At 56.9% G+C, this 16,270-nt stretch carries 20 protein-coding genes; 10 read left to right on the top strand and 10 right to left on the bottom strand.

Going from position 1 to position 16,270, the window contains the following annotated elements; all coding sequences use genetic code 11:
- Window positions 1–24: 24 nt before the first annotated feature.
- Window positions 25–789 carry a double zinc ribbon domain-containing protein gene (locus tag ACR0BT_RS12630; RefSeq protein ID WP_480763279.1) on the bottom strand — a complete coding sequence of 255 codons (765 nt, stop codon included), beginning with the start codon at window positions 787–789 and terminating at the stop codon, window positions 25–27.
- Between ACR0BT_RS12630 and ACR0BT_RS12625 the strand changes: the two genes are divergently transcribed.
- Entirely contained in the window at window positions 770–1,600 is an 831-nt protein-coding gene (locus ACR0BT_RS12625; RefSeq protein ID WP_480615202.1) for a methyltransferase domain-containing protein, read from the top strand. The genes ACR0BT_RS12630 and ACR0BT_RS12625 overlap by 20 nt on opposite strands.
- Before the next feature lie 55 nt (window positions 1,601–1,655).
- Complete coding sequence (gene hemH, locus ACR0BT_RS12620; protein ID WP_480707576.1) at window positions 1,656–2,705, top strand: ferrochelatase; 1,050 nt, start codon at window positions 1,656–1,658, stop codon at window positions 2,703–2,705.
- A 76-nt stretch (window positions 2,706–2,781) separates the two neighbouring features.
- Here the strand turns inward: hemH and ACR0BT_RS12615 are convergent, their stop codons facing one another.
- Together ACR0BT_RS12615 and ACR0BT_RS12610 are read right to left on the bottom strand one after the other, a co-directional pair.
- Window positions 2,782–2,964 (bottom strand): hypothetical protein, encoded by a 183-nt coding sequence (locus tag ACR0BT_RS12615; protein WP_010442520.1) that lies wholly within the window; start codon window positions 2,962–2,964, stop codon window positions 2,782–2,784.
- A gap of 139 nt (window positions 2,965–3,103) precedes the next feature.
- Entirely contained in the window at window positions 3,104–3,703 is a 600-nt protein-coding gene (locus ACR0BT_RS12610) for a L,D-transpeptidase (protein WP_480763278.1), read from the bottom strand.
- 168 nt (window positions 3,704–3,871) lie between these two features.
- Between ACR0BT_RS12610 and dalA the strand changes: the two genes are divergently transcribed.
- Window positions 3,872–4,387 (top strand): divisome-associated lipoprotein DalA, encoded by a 516-nt coding sequence (gene dalA / locus ACR0BT_RS12605; RefSeq protein WP_170685096.1) that lies wholly within the window; start codon window positions 3,872–3,874, stop codon window positions 4,385–4,387.
- A 66-nt stretch (window positions 4,388–4,453) separates the two neighbouring features.
- On the opposite strand, the gene ACR0BT_RS12600 is transcribed toward dalA, so the two are convergent.
- From ACR0BT_RS12600 to ACR0BT_RS12570, 7 genes are all read right to left on the bottom strand, one after another.
- Window positions 4,454–4,918: a PTS sugar transporter subunit IIA gene (locus tag ACR0BT_RS12600; RefSeq protein WP_170395318.1), complete on the bottom strand. Its 465-nt coding sequence runs from the start codon at window positions 4,916–4,918 to the stop codon at window positions 4,454–4,456.
- A 58-nt stretch (window positions 4,919–4,976) separates the two neighbouring features.
- Window positions 4,977–5,540 carry a ribosome hibernation-promoting factor, HPF/YfiA family gene (gene hpf / locus ACR0BT_RS12595; RefSeq protein ID WP_170685092.1) on the bottom strand — a complete coding sequence of 188 codons (564 nt, stop codon included), beginning with the start codon at window positions 5,538–5,540 and terminating at the stop codon, window positions 4,977–4,979.
- 252 nt (window positions 5,541–5,792) lie between these two features.
- On the bottom strand, window positions 5,793–6,551 hold the full coding sequence (gene lptB, locus ACR0BT_RS12590; RefSeq protein ID WP_170395315.1) for an LPS export ABC transporter ATP-binding protein: 759 nt from the start codon (window positions 6,549–6,551) through the stop codon (window positions 5,793–5,795).
- Window positions 6,551–7,042: an LptA/OstA family protein gene (locus ACR0BT_RS12585; RefSeq protein ID WP_255611996.1), complete on the bottom strand. Its 492-nt coding sequence runs from the start codon at window positions 7,040–7,042 to the stop codon at window positions 6,551–6,553. Before ACR0BT_RS12585 ends, lptB begins: the two co-directional genes overlap by 1 nt.
- A 3-nt stretch (window positions 7,043–7,045) precedes the next feature.
- Window positions 7,046–7,654: an LptA/OstA family protein gene (locus ACR0BT_RS12580; protein ID WP_170734147.1), complete on the bottom strand. Its 609-nt coding sequence runs from the start codon at window positions 7,652–7,654 to the stop codon at window positions 7,046–7,048.
- Between the two features lie 4 nt (window positions 7,655–7,658).
- Entirely contained in the window at window positions 7,659–8,621 is a 963-nt protein-coding gene (locus ACR0BT_RS12575; protein ID WP_170597161.1) for a KpsF/GutQ family sugar-phosphate isomerase, read from the bottom strand.
- On the bottom strand, window positions 8,618–9,232 hold the full coding sequence (locus ACR0BT_RS12570) for a ribonuclease D (protein WP_480707575.1): 615 nt from the start codon (window positions 9,230–9,232) through the stop codon (window positions 8,618–8,620). Before ACR0BT_RS12570 ends, ACR0BT_RS12575 begins: the two co-directional genes overlap by 4 nt.
- A 144-nt stretch (window positions 9,233–9,376) precedes the next feature.
- Here ACR0BT_RS12570 and ACR0BT_RS12565 point away from each other — a divergent pair, with 144 nt between their 5' ends.
- The 7 genes from ACR0BT_RS12565 to ACR0BT_RS12535 all read left to right on the top strand — a co-directional run bounded on the left by ACR0BT_RS12565 (window position 9,377) and on the right by ACR0BT_RS12535 (window position 16,266).
- Entirely contained in the window at window positions 9,377–10,696 is a 1,320-nt protein-coding gene (locus ACR0BT_RS12565) for an MFS transporter (protein ID WP_480753891.1), read from the top strand.
- 56 nt (window positions 10,697–10,752) lie between these two features.
- Window positions 10,753–11,181 carry an Lrp/AsnC family transcriptional regulator gene (locus tag ACR0BT_RS12560; RefSeq protein WP_480763276.1) on the top strand — a complete coding sequence of 143 codons (429 nt, stop codon included), beginning with the start codon at window positions 10,753–10,755 and terminating at the stop codon, window positions 11,179–11,181.
- Window positions 11,182–11,253: 72 nt separating this feature from the next.
- The gene (locus tag ACR0BT_RS12555) at window positions 11,254–11,931 is read left to right on the top strand and encodes a transglycosylase SLT domain-containing protein (RefSeq protein WP_480763275.1); all 678 of its coding nucleotides are present in this window, start codon (window positions 11,254–11,256) and stop codon (window positions 11,929–11,931) included.
- 9 nt (window positions 11,932–11,940) lie between these two features.
- Window positions 11,941–14,028 carry a flagellar biosynthesis protein FlhA gene (gene flhA / locus ACR0BT_RS12550; RefSeq protein WP_480763274.1) on the top strand — a complete coding sequence of 696 codons (2,088 nt, stop codon included), beginning with the start codon at window positions 11,941–11,943 and terminating at the stop codon, window positions 14,026–14,028.
- Entirely contained in the window at window positions 14,025–14,798 is a 774-nt protein-coding gene (locus ACR0BT_RS12545; RefSeq protein ID WP_480763273.1) for a flagellar biosynthetic protein FliR, read from the top strand. Before flhA ends, ACR0BT_RS12545 begins: the two co-directional genes overlap by 4 nt.
- Complete coding sequence (gene flhB / locus ACR0BT_RS12540; RefSeq protein WP_480763272.1) at window positions 14,795–15,883, top strand: flagellar type III secretion system protein FlhB; 1,089 nt, start codon at window positions 14,795–14,797, stop codon at window positions 15,881–15,883. Before ACR0BT_RS12545 ends, flhB begins: the two co-directional genes overlap by 4 nt.
- Entirely contained in the window at window positions 15,880–16,266 is a 387-nt protein-coding gene (locus ACR0BT_RS12535) for a hypothetical protein (RefSeq protein ID WP_480763271.1), read from the top strand. The genes flhB and ACR0BT_RS12535 overlap by 4 nt, the downstream gene beginning before the upstream one ends.
- Window positions 16,267–16,270 lie beyond the last annotated feature (4 nt).

Raw genomic sequence — 16,270 nt, 5'->3', positions numbered from 1 at the left:
GGGTTTCGCACATTCTTGGGCGAATTAGGCATCCTTGGCAACGCGCGCCAGTACCAACACGAAAATATGATTTGCCCCTGACGCGCGACAGACACGCGCGCAGGCGTCCAACGTCGCACCCGAGGTCATAACATCATCGACCAGAAGAATATCTCGGCCTCTGATCATGGGAGCACGTTTTCGGTGCAGGGATATGGCGCTGGACAACGCAAGGGATCGCTCAACCGCAGTTTTTCCATCCAGAACAGGGGTGCGTACCGTGCGTACCAGAAGATCGGGGCAGACACTCAACTCCGCTTCCCGGCCCAGATGCCCCGCCAGCAGCGCCGATTGATTGTAGCGACGCTTGATCAGCCGGGTCCAGTGCAGCGGAACCGGTGCGATCAGCATGTTCGGGTGCAACAGCTCTTGCCCGGCTTGAGCCATCCAGCGTGCGGCAGGGCGGGCCAACTCAGGCCGATCCCCGTGCTTAAAGGCAAGTATGAGTGCCTTCGCGCGCCCCTGATACAGCAACGCTGCCCGACCATTCTGCCACGCGCGTGGAGCCCTGAGGCAGTCATCACATTCAATCCGGTGTCCGTCCTGCGCGCCGGGAAGTGGCATGCCGCAGCTTTCGCAGACGGTGCCACCGATGAACGGCGTGTCGCGCCAGCATGCGCCGCAGAGGCCGAAATCGGATTCGGTCAGTGCTCCGCAGGACAGGCAACGCGGTGGGTAGATCATCTCGACAGCGGTTTGAATCCCCTGACGAATGCGATACTTGCGGCTTATGAAGCTTCCGTCCGACACTACACCCTCTCTGTTTGACCGCGCCGTCCTTGCGCTTCACCGCAGCCGCGCGCGGGACGACGCGCTTTTCCTGCACCATGCCGCTGTCGACGAAGTGCAGGATCGTCTGTCCATGGTTAACAAAACCTTTAAGGCGCCCGCCGTCGTGACCCCCTTCCCCCATATCTGGGAGGGGTTGTGGCCCGAGGCTCGGGTGATTGGGGATGAAGATGTTCTCGACTTGACGCCAAGTGCGCATGATCTCGTGATACATGCGATGGCGCTGCATTGGGCAAACGACCCGGTCGGGCAACTGATCCAATGCCATCGCGCCATGAAACCCGATGGATTGCTACTGGCGGTATGTTTGGGGGGTGACACCCTTCAGGAATTACGCGCGGCCTTGGGTCAAGCCGAGATCGAGGTGACTGGCGGTCTCAGCCCCCGTATTGCTCCCATGGCCGAGCTTCGTGATCTGGGGGGGCTGCTGCAGCGGGCCGGGCTGGCTTTGCCCGTCGCCGACAAGGCGACACTGTCTGCGGAATACCGCGATCTGTTGCATCTGATGCGTGACCTGCGTGCAATGGGAGAAACCAACGCATTGGCCGATCGCCTGAAACACGCGACCCGACGTGCTGTTTTTGACAAAGCGCAAGACATCTATGCCGGACATTACAAATCGCCACAGGGCCGCCTGACGGCAACCTTTGAACTGATCTGTCTGACGGGCTGGACCCCCGATGACAGCCAACCCAAACCTTTGCGTCCGGGATCCGCCAAGATGCGGCTGGCTGATGCGCTAGGTACGGATGAGGGCAAACTGCCCGATTGACGACCGGCCTTTTCCCTATATCTCAGGCCAAACACCACAAATCAGGAAGCTTTCAATGTTTGATGCCACTCGTCCAACCCATGCCCCTGCAGACCATCCCAAGGTCAAGATGGGCCGCGTCGGCATCCTGCTGGCTAATCTGGGAACTCCAGATGACTACAGTTATTGGCCTATGCGGCGGTATCTGAACGAGTTCCTGTCGGACAAGCGCGTGATCGACTACCCGGCGTGGAAGTGGCAGCCGATTCTGCAAAGCATCATTCTGACCAAGCGGCCTTTCAGTTCGGGTGGGGCGTACAAGTCAATCTGGAATCACGATAAGGGCGAAAGCCCGTTGATGACGATCACCAAAGATCAGACTGCCAAGCTGCGCGCAGCGATGCAGCAGCGGTATGGCGATCGGGTGATGCTGGATTTTTGCATGCGCTACGGCAATCCTTCAACTCCGTCGAAGGTCCGGGAGATGGTAGAAGAAGGCTGTGATCGCATCCTGTTCTTCCCGCTCTACCCGCAATATGCCGGTGCCACGACTGCTACAGCAAATGATCAGTTCTTCCGCGCGTTGATGAAGGAGACATGGCAGCCTGCCAGCCGAACTGTTCCGGCCTATTTCGACGAACCTGCCTATATCGATGCGTTGGCGAGCTCTGTCGAGCGCGCCTATGCAGATATGGAGACAAAACCGGATGTCCTGGTCTGCTCGTATCACGGGATGCCCCAGCGCTATTTGCAGCAAGGGGACCCCTATCACTGCCAATGCGTGAAAACATCAAGGCTACTGAAAGAGCGTCTGGGATGGACGGATGATCAGCTGATCTCGACCTTTCAATCGCGCTTTGGACCGGAAGAATGGCTGAAGCCCTACACCGTCGATCACGTGGCTGATCTGGCGCGTCAGGGCAAGAAGAACATCGCCGTCATCGCACCTGCCTTCTCTGCCGATTGCATTGAGACGCTGGAAGAGATCAACGAAGAGATCAAAGAGAGCTTCGAAGAGGCGGGTGGTGAATCGTTCACCTATATCCCTTGCCTTAACGACGATGATTCGCATATCGCCGCGCTGAGCAAGGTGATCGAAGACAATCTGCGTGGTTGGTTAGACTAATCGCGCGCTTTCACCAGACACGAAAAAAGGCGGTGGTTTGCACCACCGCCTTTTAAGTGCATAAAGTCTCGTCGACTTAGCTTGCTGCAACAGCTGCGGCAACAACAACCAGCAGGATCAGCGGCAGGATGATGCCCTGCGACGAACCTTGGGTCTCTTCGACAACAACAGGTGCTTCAACAACCGGCTCTTCCAGGTTGCCAGCATATGCGGTCGAAGCAGCAGCGGTCAGAGCAGCAGCGAGAACGAGTTTCTTCATATTAACCTCCAGAATTTGCGCGATTCCCAATAGCGAAACCACGCATCTAAGACTTACCTCGTGAGTTTTTCTAATCAGCAATGCAGGCGGATTGCAATTGCAACTTGTCCCGCAAGCGGGTTCGTGCGCGAAAATGTCGTCAAATTAGCAACACTTGCGTGCCGACCTTGGCCATAGAAAACAGTTCGGCGATGTCATCGTTGAACAAGCCAATGCACCCGTTCGACGACCGGCGTCCAATTTTACGCGTATCGTGGGTGCCATGGATGCGATAGTACTTCCAGCTCAGATATAAAGCGTGTGTTCCCAGCGGGTTATCAGGACCCGGCGGAATATAATCCGGCCATTCAGGGTTGCGCTTCTTCATCGATGGCGTCGGTGACCAGCTTGGGCCTTCCACCTTGCGGATGACACTGGTGCGCCCCCGACGGGTCAATTCCTCGGTCAGAGGCACCGACGAAGGGTACAGTTTGTATACAGATTGATCATCTGACCAATAATGCAGCGCCCGCGAAACGGTATCCACCAGGATGGCACCGTTTCTTGTGTTCGAGAAATATGGCTGCCAATCCAGCGCACGGAAGCCAGACACGTTGCGACGCACCTGCGGTTCAGGCTCGGGCGCCGGGCGCAGCGGGTCTCCCGGGATGTACTGGGACAGCGCAGGCGAAGCCAAACTGGCGGTGGCACCCGCCAGAAATCCGCGGCGTGTCGAAGTGTAAATGCGTTTCTTGACCATGAGGAGCGGTCCTTTGCTAACAAAAATGCAAAATCTGATGCATTTTATGGCCAGAATGCTTCAGTCGCAAATCAAACCGGCAGAATCACGCGAGGATCGGCCATTGTGGGTTTGCCCCGGACACTCAGGCAGGCTATTTCCCTTGTTAACACTACATTCAGGCCGATCATGACACGTATTCTTTCCCTTCTCGCGATTTGTTTTTTTGCTCTGGCGGCATGTACCGATTCGGGTACGACCGCTATTGGCGCGGATGGCAGACCGCTGCCGTCCGTTTACAAAATCCGTGGCAATCCCGAAAAGCTGCAGTTCAGGATGCTGGATTCGGTGAATGCGCTGCGGCAGGCGTCTGGTCTGCAACAGGTCCAATTGAACTCGCAATTGAATGCGGCGGCTGCGACTCATTCTAAAGACATGGCCCGTCAGAATCGGCCCTGGCATTTCGGGTCTGACGGCTCTTCTCCGTTGGATCGTGCATCACGGGCTGGGTATTTTGGTACATTCCTGGGTGAAGCGATCTCGGAAACCTATGAAACCGAGACCGAGACGCTGGCGGCGTGGATGCAGGAACCCGGCCCCCGCGCAGTGATTATGGATCCCAAAGCCTCGCAGATGGGGTTTGCGTGGCATCAGGAAAATGGCGGCAAAATCTGGTGGACGCTAGAAATGGGAACTGGCGGTTAAACGTCGCCATATAGGCAAAAAAAGCCCCCGATTGTCGGGGGCTTTATTTGTTGATAAGTGGGCCAATCAGGCAGCTTGCATCGATTGCGCTTCAGTCAGAATGGCATACAGCTTTACCGGGTCAGGGTTGGCCCGCAGCTTGGCGCAGACCGATTGCTCGCGCAGCGTGCGCGAGACCAACGCCAGCGCCTTAAGGTGTTCAACCCCCGCCTCTTCTGGCGCAAACAGGGAAAACGCCAAATCGACCGGCTGACGGTCGACCGACCCGAAGTCGATGGGCTTTTCCAGCATGACAAACACGCCCGAAACCGATTCCAGTTCGGAAAGCCGTGCGTGCGGAAGTGCAACACCATGTCCAACACCAGTTGGGCCAAGGCTCTCCCTCTCAAGCAGGCTGTCTACGATCGTCTGAGCATCCAGCCCAAGCGTCGCGGCGCCCACATCGCCAATTTCCTGAAACAAACGCTTCTTGCTGGAAGCAGCGGACAGTACACGCACCGCTTCTGGCTTTAGAATGCTCGAAAGCTCCATCATTTTGCTCCTAAGCCGTGCCCCCGCTATTCGGGGGCAGGCCGATTAGTCTTGCCTGTTACGGATCGATCCAACCGATATTGCCGTCCTCGCGGCGATAAACGACATTCAATCCGTCCTTGTTCTCATTTCGGAACACCAAAACCGGCGCACCAGCGAGTTCCATCTGCATAACGGCTTCACCAACACTGAGCGATGGGATCTTGGTTTCCATCTCAGCCACAATCATAGGCTGCAGTGAATCAGGCTCGTCAGCTGTCTCCGATTCGTCAGAGGCGAGGATATAAGAGGACGCGCCAAAGAGTTCAACCGGCTCGGACCGATCCTTGTGGTGGTCTTTCAGGCGGCGTTTATAGCGTCGCAGTTGTGTCTCCATCTTGTCGCAGCAGCCTTCGAATGCCGCGTAAATCTCGGTCGCGTGCGCCTTGGCCTGTGCGGTCAGGCCGGTCGACAGATGCACGGTGGTTTCGCATACATATTCATGCGCCGAACGGGAAAAGACGACGTTGGCGTCTGTAGGCCGCTGGGCATATTTGCCCACGACCTCGCCCAGTTCGGTCTGCACATGGGTCTGCAGGGCCGCACCGATGTCGATCTGTTTTCCGCTGATTTGGTAACGCATGTGATCTCCTTCACAATTCACACCCATTCTGACGTCGCGTAACGCGACTGACTTGTTTTTATCGGGTGGGGGGTATCGGCATGTTCTGCGGTTGCCGTTGGCCCGGCCCTTCAACGAAGGGAGATCGAGATCCAGTTTGGAACCGAAGAAATGCCATATGCCAATTGAGCCAAGAGGTGAGGGAAGAGTCAATCAAAACAGGTGTGTATATACGTGATTTCCGTCATGCATCAGGCGCATCTCCGCACAACCTTATGAAATACGGAAGTTTTCACCCAGATAGACCCGGCGAACATTTTCGTTTTCGACAACTTCATCGGGCGTGCCTGACATCAAAACCTGGCCGTCATGCAAGATATAAGCCCGATCCACAATCTCCAGCGTTTCCCGGACGTTATGATCCGTGATCAGCACTCCGATGCCACGCTTTTTCAGATCGGCCACCAGATGCCGGATATCACCGACACTGATCGGGTCGACACCCGCAAATGGTTCGTCCAACAGCAGATATTTCGGATCGGCGGCCAGACAGCGCGCAATTTCGACCCGGCGGCGTTCCCCGCCGGACAATGCCAATGCAGGCGCTCGGCGCAGGTGTTCGATGGAAAAGTCCGATAGCAGCTCTTCCAGCCGCTCCTTGCGGCGATGGGCATGTTTAACCGTGATATCTAGAACCGAAGCGATGTTGTCTTCAACGCTCATCCCGCGGAAAATCGACATCTCCTGCGGCAGATATCCGATCCCCATCCGTGCACGACGATACATCGGCAGGGTCGTGACGCTCTGCCCATCAATCGTGACCGTGCCCGCTTCGGGGAAAACCAGACCGGCGACAGAATAAAAAGTGGTGGTCTTGCCCGATCCGTTCGGGCCTAGCAACGCCACGACCTCGGAGCGGTTCAATTCCATGGACACATCGCGAATGACGGTCTTCTTGCGATAAGACTTTCGTAGCTTTTCGATCTTCAGACCGGAAGAACCTTCAGCGATGGAGAGTTCGGGCCGGTTCATCAGTTGCCACCTTGTTGCAGAATGGTTTTGACACGCCCTGACATCGTCGCGGTTCCCGTGGTCAGATTTGCAATCATCTCGTCGCCGCTGATGATACTTGGGCCCTGCGTCAGCAACACGTTGCCCTTCATCTCAATCACGCCGGAATCGATGGTGTATTCTGCCCAATCGCCCTCGGCTGCGTCGGGCGGACTGACTAGAACCACGTTTTCGGTGGCCTCCATCCGTTCGATGGCTGAGCGTTCTTCGTTATAGATGACAAGAACCCGGTCTGCCGTCAGGCGCATCTCGCCCTGGATGACAATGACGTTGCCGATAAACTCGGCCGATCCATCTTCCTGATTCACGTTCAATGTCTCGGACGTCACCTCGACCGGCAGCGTCGGGTCGGCATTGACCGAGCCGAACGCCACCTGAGCCTCTTGTGCAGAAACAGGTGTGGCTCCGACAGCCACGGCTAGACACAAAAAGGCGACACGTAAATCGAACACAAGTTATCTTTCTGCTTTTTGCGGCTCATATATCAACTTCACGCCGCCTGTAAAAAGAATATGAACCGGACCGTCCTTTTTTTCGGTCCCAAACACCATTCTTCCGGCAGTAAAGTCGCCAATCGGACCGGTTCCGTCAATCTGTCCAGGGCTATCACCACGTATTTCATCCAGCGACGTATTCAACAGGTCGGTGGTGACCTGGATGCCGTCTCTGGTGGTGATGACCACATCCCCTGCAAACGTTGCAGTACCCTTGTCTGGCCTGATGATGCCTGTGTTGGATTCGAGTGTGATCTCGCCCCCATTGCTTAGTCCAAAGCGGCCCTGCACTTCGGCTGCCGTCGGTGTGTCGCCATCGCCACCCTGACTGGCCCTTCGGGCTTCGACTCGGATTTCCTCGCCCTTGCTGGTGACACCTTTATAGTCGGGCCGCGTGACCACCTGGTCTGTCAGCCGGTCGTCAATATCCTGATCACTGAACGGCACCGAGACATTGGTGTCGACGCTGCGAGAAAGAAGAAAGACAGAAGACAGCAACAAAATCGCCACAAGCGGTAGCAGTACCTTCAGGAACTGCACCCATCGGGAATGGCGATCAACTTCAGCCATCTTCCTAACCCAATCCTACACGCAGACAGTCATGTATGTGCAGCAGACCCAAAGCTGGGCCATTTGTGTCAGGATCAACCACAAAGAGTGACGTGATCTTGCGATCGTTCATGATTGCAACCGCCTCCTCCGCCATGGCACTTGGCGCAATGGTCATTGGGTTTTCGGTCATCACCTCTTCGGTGTTTTTGCTCAATAGTCCGTCCATGTTCCTGCGCAGGTCGCCATCGGTCACAATACCTAGCAAACGACCTGCATGATCAGTGACTCCCACAACACCAAAGCTCTTCTGACTCATGACCAGCAGCGCCTCGCTCATCGGGGTGCCAGCGGTCACCAAGGGCAAATCTTCATGCATCAGATCACGCACAGTAGACAGTTGCGCCCCCAACTTTCCACCTGGGTGGTAAGCGCGGAAATCTTCGGGTTTGAAATCCCGGTACTTCATCAGCGCAATCGCCAGCGCGTCGCCCATCGCAAGGGTCAGCGTCGTCGAGATTGAAGGCACCATCCCAAAACCACAGGCCTCTCCCAGTGACGGGATAAGCAGATGCACATCCGCCTGTTTCATCAAGGTGCTTTCCGGCTTGCTCGACAACCCGATCAGCGGAATTCCAAAGCGACGCGTAAAGGCCAGCAAGTTCGCCAGTTCCGGCGCTTCACCTGAGTTCGAGATCGCAAGGACCACATCGCCTTTCGAGACCATGCCCAAATCACCATGGCTGGCTTCGGCGGGATGGACAAAATAGGCGGGTGTACCAGTGCTGGCCAGAGTCGCCGCGATCTTGTGGCCAATATGGCCGGATTTGCCGATACCACTGATAATGATGCGGCCAGTGGCCTGCAGGATCAGTTGCACGGCTTCGGCGAAATGCTCGTCCAAGCTTTCGGCAAGGACCTCCAATGCGCGGGCTTCGTCGGTAACGACCTGCCGGGCGGTTCTGAGGAATGCTTCGGTGTCAGTCATGAGTGCGCAAAAATATCGGTTTCGGGCCAGCCTGCGAGGTCAAGCTTCGCACGCATCGGCAGGAAATCAAAACACGCCTGCGCCATTTCGGTGCGGCCTTCGCGGGCCAGACGTCCGTCCAGTGCATCCCGCAGTTGGTGCAGGTACAAAACATCCGATGCCGCATAGTCCAACTGGGCATCAGTCAGCGTTTCAGCGCCCCAATCGCTCATCTGCTGTTGCTTCGAGATATCGACGCCGATCAGTTCCTGACACAGGTTCTTAAGACCATGACGATCAGTATAGGTGCGCACCAACCGGCTGGCGATCTTGGTGCAATAGACCGGGGCGGCCAAAGCGCCAAAGGTGTGATACATCGCAGCAATATCGAAGCGGCCAAAGTGGAACAGCTTCAAAACATTCGGATTTTCCAGCATCGCACAGAGGTTCGGCGCCTGCGTCTGCCCAATCTCAACCTGAACGATATGGCTGTTGCCGTCCCCTCCTGACATCTGGATCACGCACAGGCGATCTCGATGTGGGTTCAACCCCATGGTTTCACAGTCAATGGCCACGATGGGGCCCAAATCCAACCCGTCCGGCAGGTCATTTTTATACAGATGGTTCGCCACGGAATTGTCCTTTGTGCGCTTTCGGCCCCGAGATAGGCGGTTTGGCCCGCAAACTCAACGCCGTCCTTGGAAAAGCGTCCCCTTGACCTTGTGGCCAACACTTGAACTATGGATCGGCGACACCGCGATTGAGAAATTCCGACAATGCTCAGCATCCTGAGAAACCGCACTTACAGACATCTGCTGGCCGCGCAGATCGTGGCGCTGACCGGAACCGGGCTGGCGACGGTTGCCTTGGGGCTGTTAGCCTTTGATCTGGCCGGAGAGGCCGCCGGGATGGTCCTTGGTACCGCTCTTACGATCAAAATGATCGCCTATGTCACCGTTGCCCCGCTTGCTGCTGCCTTTGCCGAGCGGCTGGATCGTCGCCGGATGCTGGTCGCACTGGATTTGGTGCGCGCTGTGGTTGCGCTCTGCCTGCCTTTCGTGTCCGAAATCTGGCAGGTCTACGTGCTGATCTTTGTGCTGCAATCCGCCTCAGCCGGATTTACACCCGCGTTTCAGGCCACCATCCCGGATGTGCTGACCAACGAACAGGACTATACCAAAGCCCTGTCCCTGTCGCGGCTGGCTTACGATCTGGAAAGCCTGCTGAGCCCGATGCTGGCCGCCACCTTGCTGCTGTTCGTCAGTTTCGACAGCCTGTTTCTGGGCACCTGTGTCGGTTTTGTCGCCTCGGCCCTGCTTGTGGTGTCTGCAACTTTGCCCTCACCCAAACCATCCCAGCCGCGTGGCATCTATGACCGCACAACGCGCGGCATTCGAATTTACCTTAAAACCCCGCGCCTGCGGGGCCTGCTGGCGCTGAGTTGGAGCGCGGCCGCGCTCAGTTCGATGGTCATCGTCAACACGGTCGTGATCGTGCGCGGCGATCTTGGTCTTTCTGAAAGCGCCGTTGCCATCGCGCTGGCCGGGTTCGGTGGCGGTTCGATGCTCGCGGCATTTGCACTGCCACGCCTTCTGGATCACATTCCAGAGCGTCGCGTCATGCTGGGTGGTGCATCATTGGCGACGGGCACCATGGCGGTGGCAGCGCTGCTATCTGTCACTCTGCCGATGACATTAGGTTTGCTGACAACGACATGGCTATTGATTGGTTTTGGGTATTCCAGCATGCTGACGCCTTCGGGCCGCCTACTGACCCGATCAGCCCACCCCGAAGATCGACCCGCCGTGTTTGCCGCACAGTTCACTCTGTCTCATGCTTGCTGGCTGGTGCTTTATCCCCTGGCCGGGTGGCTGATGACCCGCTTTGGCGTAACTGTGGCCATGGCCGGAATGGCGACCGCAGCGATTCTGGGTCTGGTTCTTGTGCTCATTGCCTGGCCACGGCGCGAAGACAATGCGGTGGTTCACGGCCATCCTGACCTCCCACAGGATCACCCCCACCTGTCTGGGCCGAAACCTCATGCGCATCCGATCATCATTGATGAACTGCATCCCCGTTATCCGCACCAGCCTTGAGCCCGAACACCAAACTACCCTAAACCGAGGCGAAGTTGCCTGAACCCGGAGCCGCAATGGACCAGCTTGACCGACGCATCATCGCCGCCTTACAGCACAATGCGCGCGACTCGACGACCCGCATTGCAACAACACTTGGCGTCGCGCGGACAACGGTGCATGAACGCATCAATCGAATGGAAGAGCGGGGCGTCATCGCTGGTTACTCGGTCGTCCTGCGCGAAACCGTAGATACGCCACGCGTTCAGATCATCGTTCTGCTTGAAGTGCAGCAGAAAGAAACCACACGGATCATCAAGCGGCTTGAAGCTTATCCCGAGGTCAAACTGTGTTTATCAATCAATGGCGAATTTGACCTGCTGCTTTCCGCCGAAGCGCCACGGATCGAAGACCTCGACATTCTGGTCGACGAACTTGCGCGCATCCCCGGCGTATTGCGTACCAACACCAGTGTGGTTTTTGGCCGAAAGATTGATCGAAACTAAGGCGCGCTAACTCTCTGTAAACAGATGATTGGATAGCTTGGCCCGGACTGATTAGAATTCCGGACCGGCAGAATGCCAACTCAAAACCTACTAGTTTCCGCGCTCTTGGCACAGGCCCTTCTGGCGCAGGCCGGATACGCATCGCCAACATCGGCGCTGTGTGATCAAGCGGCCCGGCGGGCTGCGCAGGCCGAAGGCGTCCCGCTCGATGTTCTCAAGGCAATTGCCCGCGTAGAAACAGGCCGCACGCAGAACGGATTACTGGAACCCTGGCCATGGACCGTCAATCGTGAAGGACGGGGATATTGGTTTGCCTCCGAGGTTGAGGCAAAGTCTTACGTGTTCGACATCTTCAAATCCGGTGTACGCAGCTTTGACGTCGGTTGCTTTCAGATCAACTATCGCTGGCACGGAAAGGCTTTTCGATCGATCGACGCGATGTTCGATCCGGATGAAAACGCAGTTTATGCGGCGCGGTTTCTGGCCCAGCTTTATGCGGAACTTGGATCATGGCCCGCCGCTGCCGGGGCTTACCACTCGCGCACGCAGCACCTCGCAGCCTCATATTCTGACCGTTTTCAGACGGTCCTGGCGCAGCTGGATGGCTCGGGCACAGCCCACGAACGCGATCCATTCACCGCATCTGCCAGCCCACTCATCCCGCTGAACGCTCACCCGGTCGGCCAGAACGCGCTGGGTTCACTGGTTCCCGAAACCTCTACAGCCACCGCCTTTATCGCTTTCAATTAGGAGCAGATAGTGCCCCGAATCGATCCCCGCACCTTGTTCTCTCCGACCATACTGCTGGCGCTGGCGCTGATGGCGGTCATCGTGATGATGATCCTGCCCATGCCAGCCTGGGTCCTGGATGTGGGGCTGGCGGCGTCCTTTGCGCTGGCGATCCTGATCTTCACATTGACGCTGTTCATCGAACGGCCACTGGATTTCTCATCCTTCCCGACGATCCTGCTGGCCTCGCTGATGCTGCGCTTGTCGCTGAACGTGTCTTCGACGAAGCTGATCATCGGTCAGGGGCATACTGGCACTAACGCCGCTGGCGATGTGATCGAAGGTTTCGCCCAGTTTGTCATGGGCGGCAGCATCTTTCTGGGCCTTGTGGTGTTTGGCGTTCTGCTGATCGTGAACTTCATGGTCATCACAAAGGGTGCAGCCCGCATGGCCGAAGTGGGTGCCCGGTTCGCGCTGGACGGGATGCCAGGCAAACAGTTGGCCATCGACAGTGACATGTCGGCTGGAGCCATCGATCACCAGCAAGCCAAAGAACGGCGCGAGCGCGAGCAGCAGGAAACCACCTTTTTTGGTTCGCTCGACGGCGCGTCGAAATTCGTCAAAGGCGATGCGATTGCCGGGTTGCTAATCACACTTCTCAACCTCGTGATGGGATTGGTCATGGGGGTCATCGTGCATGGGATGCCGGTATCGTCCGCCTTCGAAACCTATGCAATCCTGACCGTTGGGGACGGGTTGGTATCGCAGATACCAGCAGTGATCATCTCGATTGCGTCTGCCTTGCTGTTGGCGCGTGGCGGTACGCAGGGTGCAACTGACAATGCGATCTTCTCGCAGCTTGGACGCCACCCGGCGGCGTTGGGCACCGTAGCGGTTCTAATGGTGCTGTTCGCCCTGGTGCCCGGTTTGCCGTTCTTACCGTTCATTCTTGGGGCCGGGGTGCTGGGCTATGCGGCTTATTCAGGCCTCAGAAAACGCAACGCCAGCGAGGCAGAGGCTCAGACCCCCGAGGCCGAGTCTGACACTCCGGTTTCACAGGCCATCGGTGATATCCTTGACCTCGACGACGTTCACTTGGAATTCGCCCCCGATCTGGTCAGCATGGTGCTGAATCCCGGTACCGGCCTTGACGCGCGGATCGCCAACATGCGGACCTATGTCGCCTCAAGCTTTGGGCTTATCCTGCCCGAAATTCGATTGACTGACCGCGCCGATCTTCCGACCGGAACTTATGTGATCAAAGTACAAGGGGTCGAACAGGCGCGTGGTGTTCTGAATTCTGAACTCGTGCTCGCACTGGTACAGGACGGGCACGACTTTCTACCTGATGGCACCGATGTGACCGAACCCGTCTACGGTGCCCCGGCGCGCTGGATATTGCCCAAGGACCAGGAGGTCGCCGCACTGAATGGGGCCACCATCGTCACCCCTCCTGAAATTCTGGCGACCCATCTGCTAGAGATCATCAAACAGAGTTTCTCGCGCCTTATGACCCTGAAATCCCTTCGCCGCCTGCTGTCCGAGATGACGCGGCTCAGCGATCCGACCCGAGCTGAAGCCAACCGCAAAATGCTGGACGAATTGATCCCGGACAAGGTGCCGATCGACACACTGCATGCTGTTCTGCGGCTGTTGCTAGACGAACGGGTCTCGATCCGAAACATGGCGCTGATCCTTGAAAGCGTGGCCGAAGCACGATTGACCACCACCCAGCCCGAAGGGATCTGCGAACTGGTCCGCCAGCGGCTGGGCTTTCAACTGGTTGCCGACATGAAGCGCGAGGACGGCTCGATCCCTCTGATCCAACTCGCGCCGGAATGGGAGGACACATTTGCCACCTACCAGATCGACGCCGCGAACGCCGGTATCGACGTGGCACTACCGCCCAACCTGTTCAATAAGCTGGCCGATGGAGTTGTCGATAGCGTCGCAAAATCAGCAGATCACGGGTTGTTCCCGGCGGTCGTAACCACGACCCGCCGACGCAGATTGCTCAGGACCATTATGCACGCGCGCGGCGTCGCCAACCCCGTCCTGTCTTTTGAAGAGATCGGGCTTGAGGCGCGCCCCGCCTTGGTCGGAACGGTGCCCGCGTGATCTCAGTCCCGTCAGAGCTTTTGCCACATCTGGGGCAAAACCTGTGGCATCTGTTCGCCGTATTTCTTCGTGTGTCCGCATTGGTTTCGCTGCTACCGGCCTTTGGTGAACGCAGCGTCCCTGTGCGGGTCAAACTGGGCGTGGCAGTTGCTTTCACAATGATTGTCATTCCCGCCATACCCGCATCGGGTGTTATGCCGGGCTTTCACAAAATGATTGGATTAATCACCATCGAAGTCTTGATCGGTCTTATGCTCGGCATCGGGTTGCGCCTTTTTGTCCTTGCACTACAAACTGCAGGTTCAATCGCGGCGCAAGCGACATCCTTGTCTCAGATCCTGGGCGGAGCGGACGCAGAACCTGTCCCGGCGATGGGGTATCTGCTGACGCTGGCCGGCTTGGCGCTGGCGGTATTGCTTGGCCTTCATATCCGTGCAGCGCAGTTCATGATCCACAGCTATATGCTGTTTCCGATGGGCGCGCTTCCAACTGCGCCTGATCTGTCGCAATGGGGCGTTGCGCAAGTCGCCCGCAGCTTTGGACTGGCCTTTGCGCTGGCGACGCCCTTTGTCATCGCATCGCTGATCTACAACCTCGCACTGGGCGTAATTAACCGCGCCATGCCGCAGCTCATGGTCGCTTTTGTCGGTGCCCCAGCAATCACTTTCGCAGGCCTTTTCCTGCTTTTCGCCGGGGCACCATTGATCTTGGCAACCTGGTCTGACGCTTTGTTCACCTTTCTCCAAAATCCTCTGGGAGGGCTGAGATGAGCGCATCAGACGACGACAGTGATAAGTCATTTGAGGCGACCCCGCAAAAGCTGGAAAAAGCCCGCAAAAAAGGCGAGGTGGCGAAGTCCAATGATCTGTCGGTTGTGGCTGCATACATGGGACTGCTCGCCGCACTTTTGCTCACGGGGCAATTCACGGCAGAGCATCTGGGGACTGTGTTCGTGGTCTTGATCGACCAATCAGATCAATTCGCAAGCTTGCTGACCGTCGGACCCGCGACATCCACCGTCGCTGGGATTCTGAGATCAACTCTGGCACCAATCGCCGCGTTGTTTATCGTTCCTGCAGTCGCGGTGTTGCTCAACCTGATCGCCCAGCGCGCACTGATCTTCGCGCCGGAAAAGCTGAAACTACGCGGTTCACGCATCTCGATCGTCTCAAACGCAAAGAACAAGTTTGGCCGGGGCGGGTTGTTCGAATTCGCCAAGAGCTTTGTTAAATTGTTGATCTATGGAACATGCCTGACCCTATTTTTACACGCCCACCTGCCCGAGATTCTGACAGCCAGTGCAGCCGCCCCGAGATCCTCAATTCTGTTGATGATGAACTTACTAAGCCAATTTCTGTTTATCGCCATAATGATCGCGCTGGCGATCGGCGTGATCGACTATCTGTGGCAACATGCCGAACACCTTCGCAAAAACAGAATGTCACGCAAAGAAATTCAGGATGAAACCAAGGATTCCGAGGGTGATCCGCACGTCAAACAGCAGCGTCGCCAACGCGCGCAGGACATAGCAACCAATCAGATGATGGCGGATGTGCCCAAGGCCGATGTGGTGATCGTCAACCCGACGCATTATGCGGTGGCGCTGAAATGGTCGCGAGCAAGTGGCAGCGCTCCGGTTTGCGTCGCCAAAGGGGTAGATGAAATCGCGGCAACAATCAGGGTCACGGCCGGAGACGCAGGCATTCCTATTCATTCCGATCCACCAACAGCACGCGCATTGCACGCGACCGTCGGGATCGGACAGGAAATTACCGAAGAATACTACCGACCCGTTGCAGCAGCTATTCGGTTTGCCGAAGCCATGCGCAAACGAGCGAAGGGTCAGGTCGGATGACGCAAGATCGCATAGATAACCTTTTGACCGTCTCCGAAGCTGTTTATCAACGGGAACACCAAAAATTGCACCCTTTGTTGCAGCGCGAAGCCCAGTTGCTTCAGCAATTGACGCGTCTGGATTCTCAATTAGCCGAAGTAAAATCGACGAGTTCACAGTCGGATGGCTATCAGGTCACCGGCGCAGACCTGTTGTGGCACGGCTGGGAATCTTTGACACGGCGCAACCTGAACACCGAGTTGGCGCGCCTGCGATCACAAAAGCTTGCGGCAATGGAAGAATTGCGTGGGGCATTTGGGCGCAAACTGGCCGTTGCCGATCTGTCGCGCCGCCTGCAAGAACACAAGCGACGCGTGCGACAATCTAAGGCCCAGGATTCGTAACCCC

The organism is Ruegeria sp. CJ6 (assembly GCF_056536665.1).
The sequence above is the reverse complement of the archived record's forward strand: the minus strand, read 5'-3'. Positions and strand labels throughout refer to the sequence as shown.

What these genes read in the sequence shown, in the direction of transcription:
- ACR0BT_RS12625 (WP_480615202.1), top strand. Translation starts at nt 770, where the DNA reads ATGAAGCTTCCGTCCGACACTACACCCTCTCTGTTTGACCGCGCCGTC.
- hemH (WP_480707576.1), top strand. Translation starts at nt 1,656, where the DNA reads ATGTTTGATGCCACTCGTCCAACCCATGCCCCTGCAGACCATCCCAAG.
- ACR0BT_RS12615 (WP_010442520.1), bottom strand. Translation starts at nt 2,964, where the DNA reads ATGAAGAAACTCGTTCTCGCTGCTGCTCTGACCGCTGCTGCTTCGACC.
- ACR0BT_RS12610 (WP_480763278.1), bottom strand. Translation starts at nt 3,703, where the DNA reads ATGGTCAAGAAACGCATTTACACTTCGACACGCCGCGGATTTCTGGCG.
- dalA (WP_170685096.1), top strand. Translation starts at nt 3,872, where the DNA reads ATGACACGTATTCTTTCCCTTCTCGCGATTTGTTTTTTTGCTCTGGCG.
- ACR0BT_RS12600 (WP_170395318.1), bottom strand. Translation starts at nt 4,918, where the DNA reads ATGGAGCTTTCGAGCATTCTAAAGCCAGAAGCGGTGCGTGTACTGTCC.
- hpf (WP_170685092.1), bottom strand. Translation starts at nt 5,540, where the DNA reads ATGCGTTACCAAATCAGCGGAAAACAGATCGACATCGGTGCGGCCCTG.
- lptB (WP_170395315.1), bottom strand. Translation starts at nt 6,551, where the DNA reads ATGAACCGGCCCGAACTCTCCATCGCTGAAGGTTCTTCCGGTCTGAAG.
- ACR0BT_RS12580 (WP_170734147.1), bottom strand. Translation starts at nt 7,654, where the DNA reads ATGGCTGAAGTTGATCGCCATTCCCGATGGGTGCAGTTCCTGAAGGTA.
- ACR0BT_RS12575 (WP_170597161.1), bottom strand. Translation starts at nt 8,621, where the DNA reads ATGACTGACACCGAAGCATTCCTCAGAACCGCCCGGCAGGTCGTTACC.
- ACR0BT_RS12565 (WP_480753891.1), top strand. Translation starts at nt 9,377, where the DNA reads ATGCTCAGCATCCTGAGAAACCGCACTTACAGACATCTGCTGGCCGCG.
- ACR0BT_RS12560 (WP_480763276.1), top strand. Translation starts at nt 10,753, where the DNA reads ATGGACCAGCTTGACCGACGCATCATCGCCGCCTTACAGCACAATGCG.
- ACR0BT_RS12555 (WP_480763275.1), top strand. Translation starts at nt 11,254, where the DNA reads ATGCCAACTCAAAACCTACTAGTTTCCGCGCTCTTGGCACAGGCCCTT.
- flhB (WP_480763272.1), top strand. Translation starts at nt 14,795, where the DNA reads ATGAGCGCATCAGACGACGACAGTGATAAGTCATTTGAGGCGACCCCG.
- ACR0BT_RS12535 (WP_480763271.1), top strand. Translation starts at nt 15,880, where the DNA reads ATGACGCAAGATCGCATAGATAACCTTTTGACCGTCTCCGAAGCTGTT.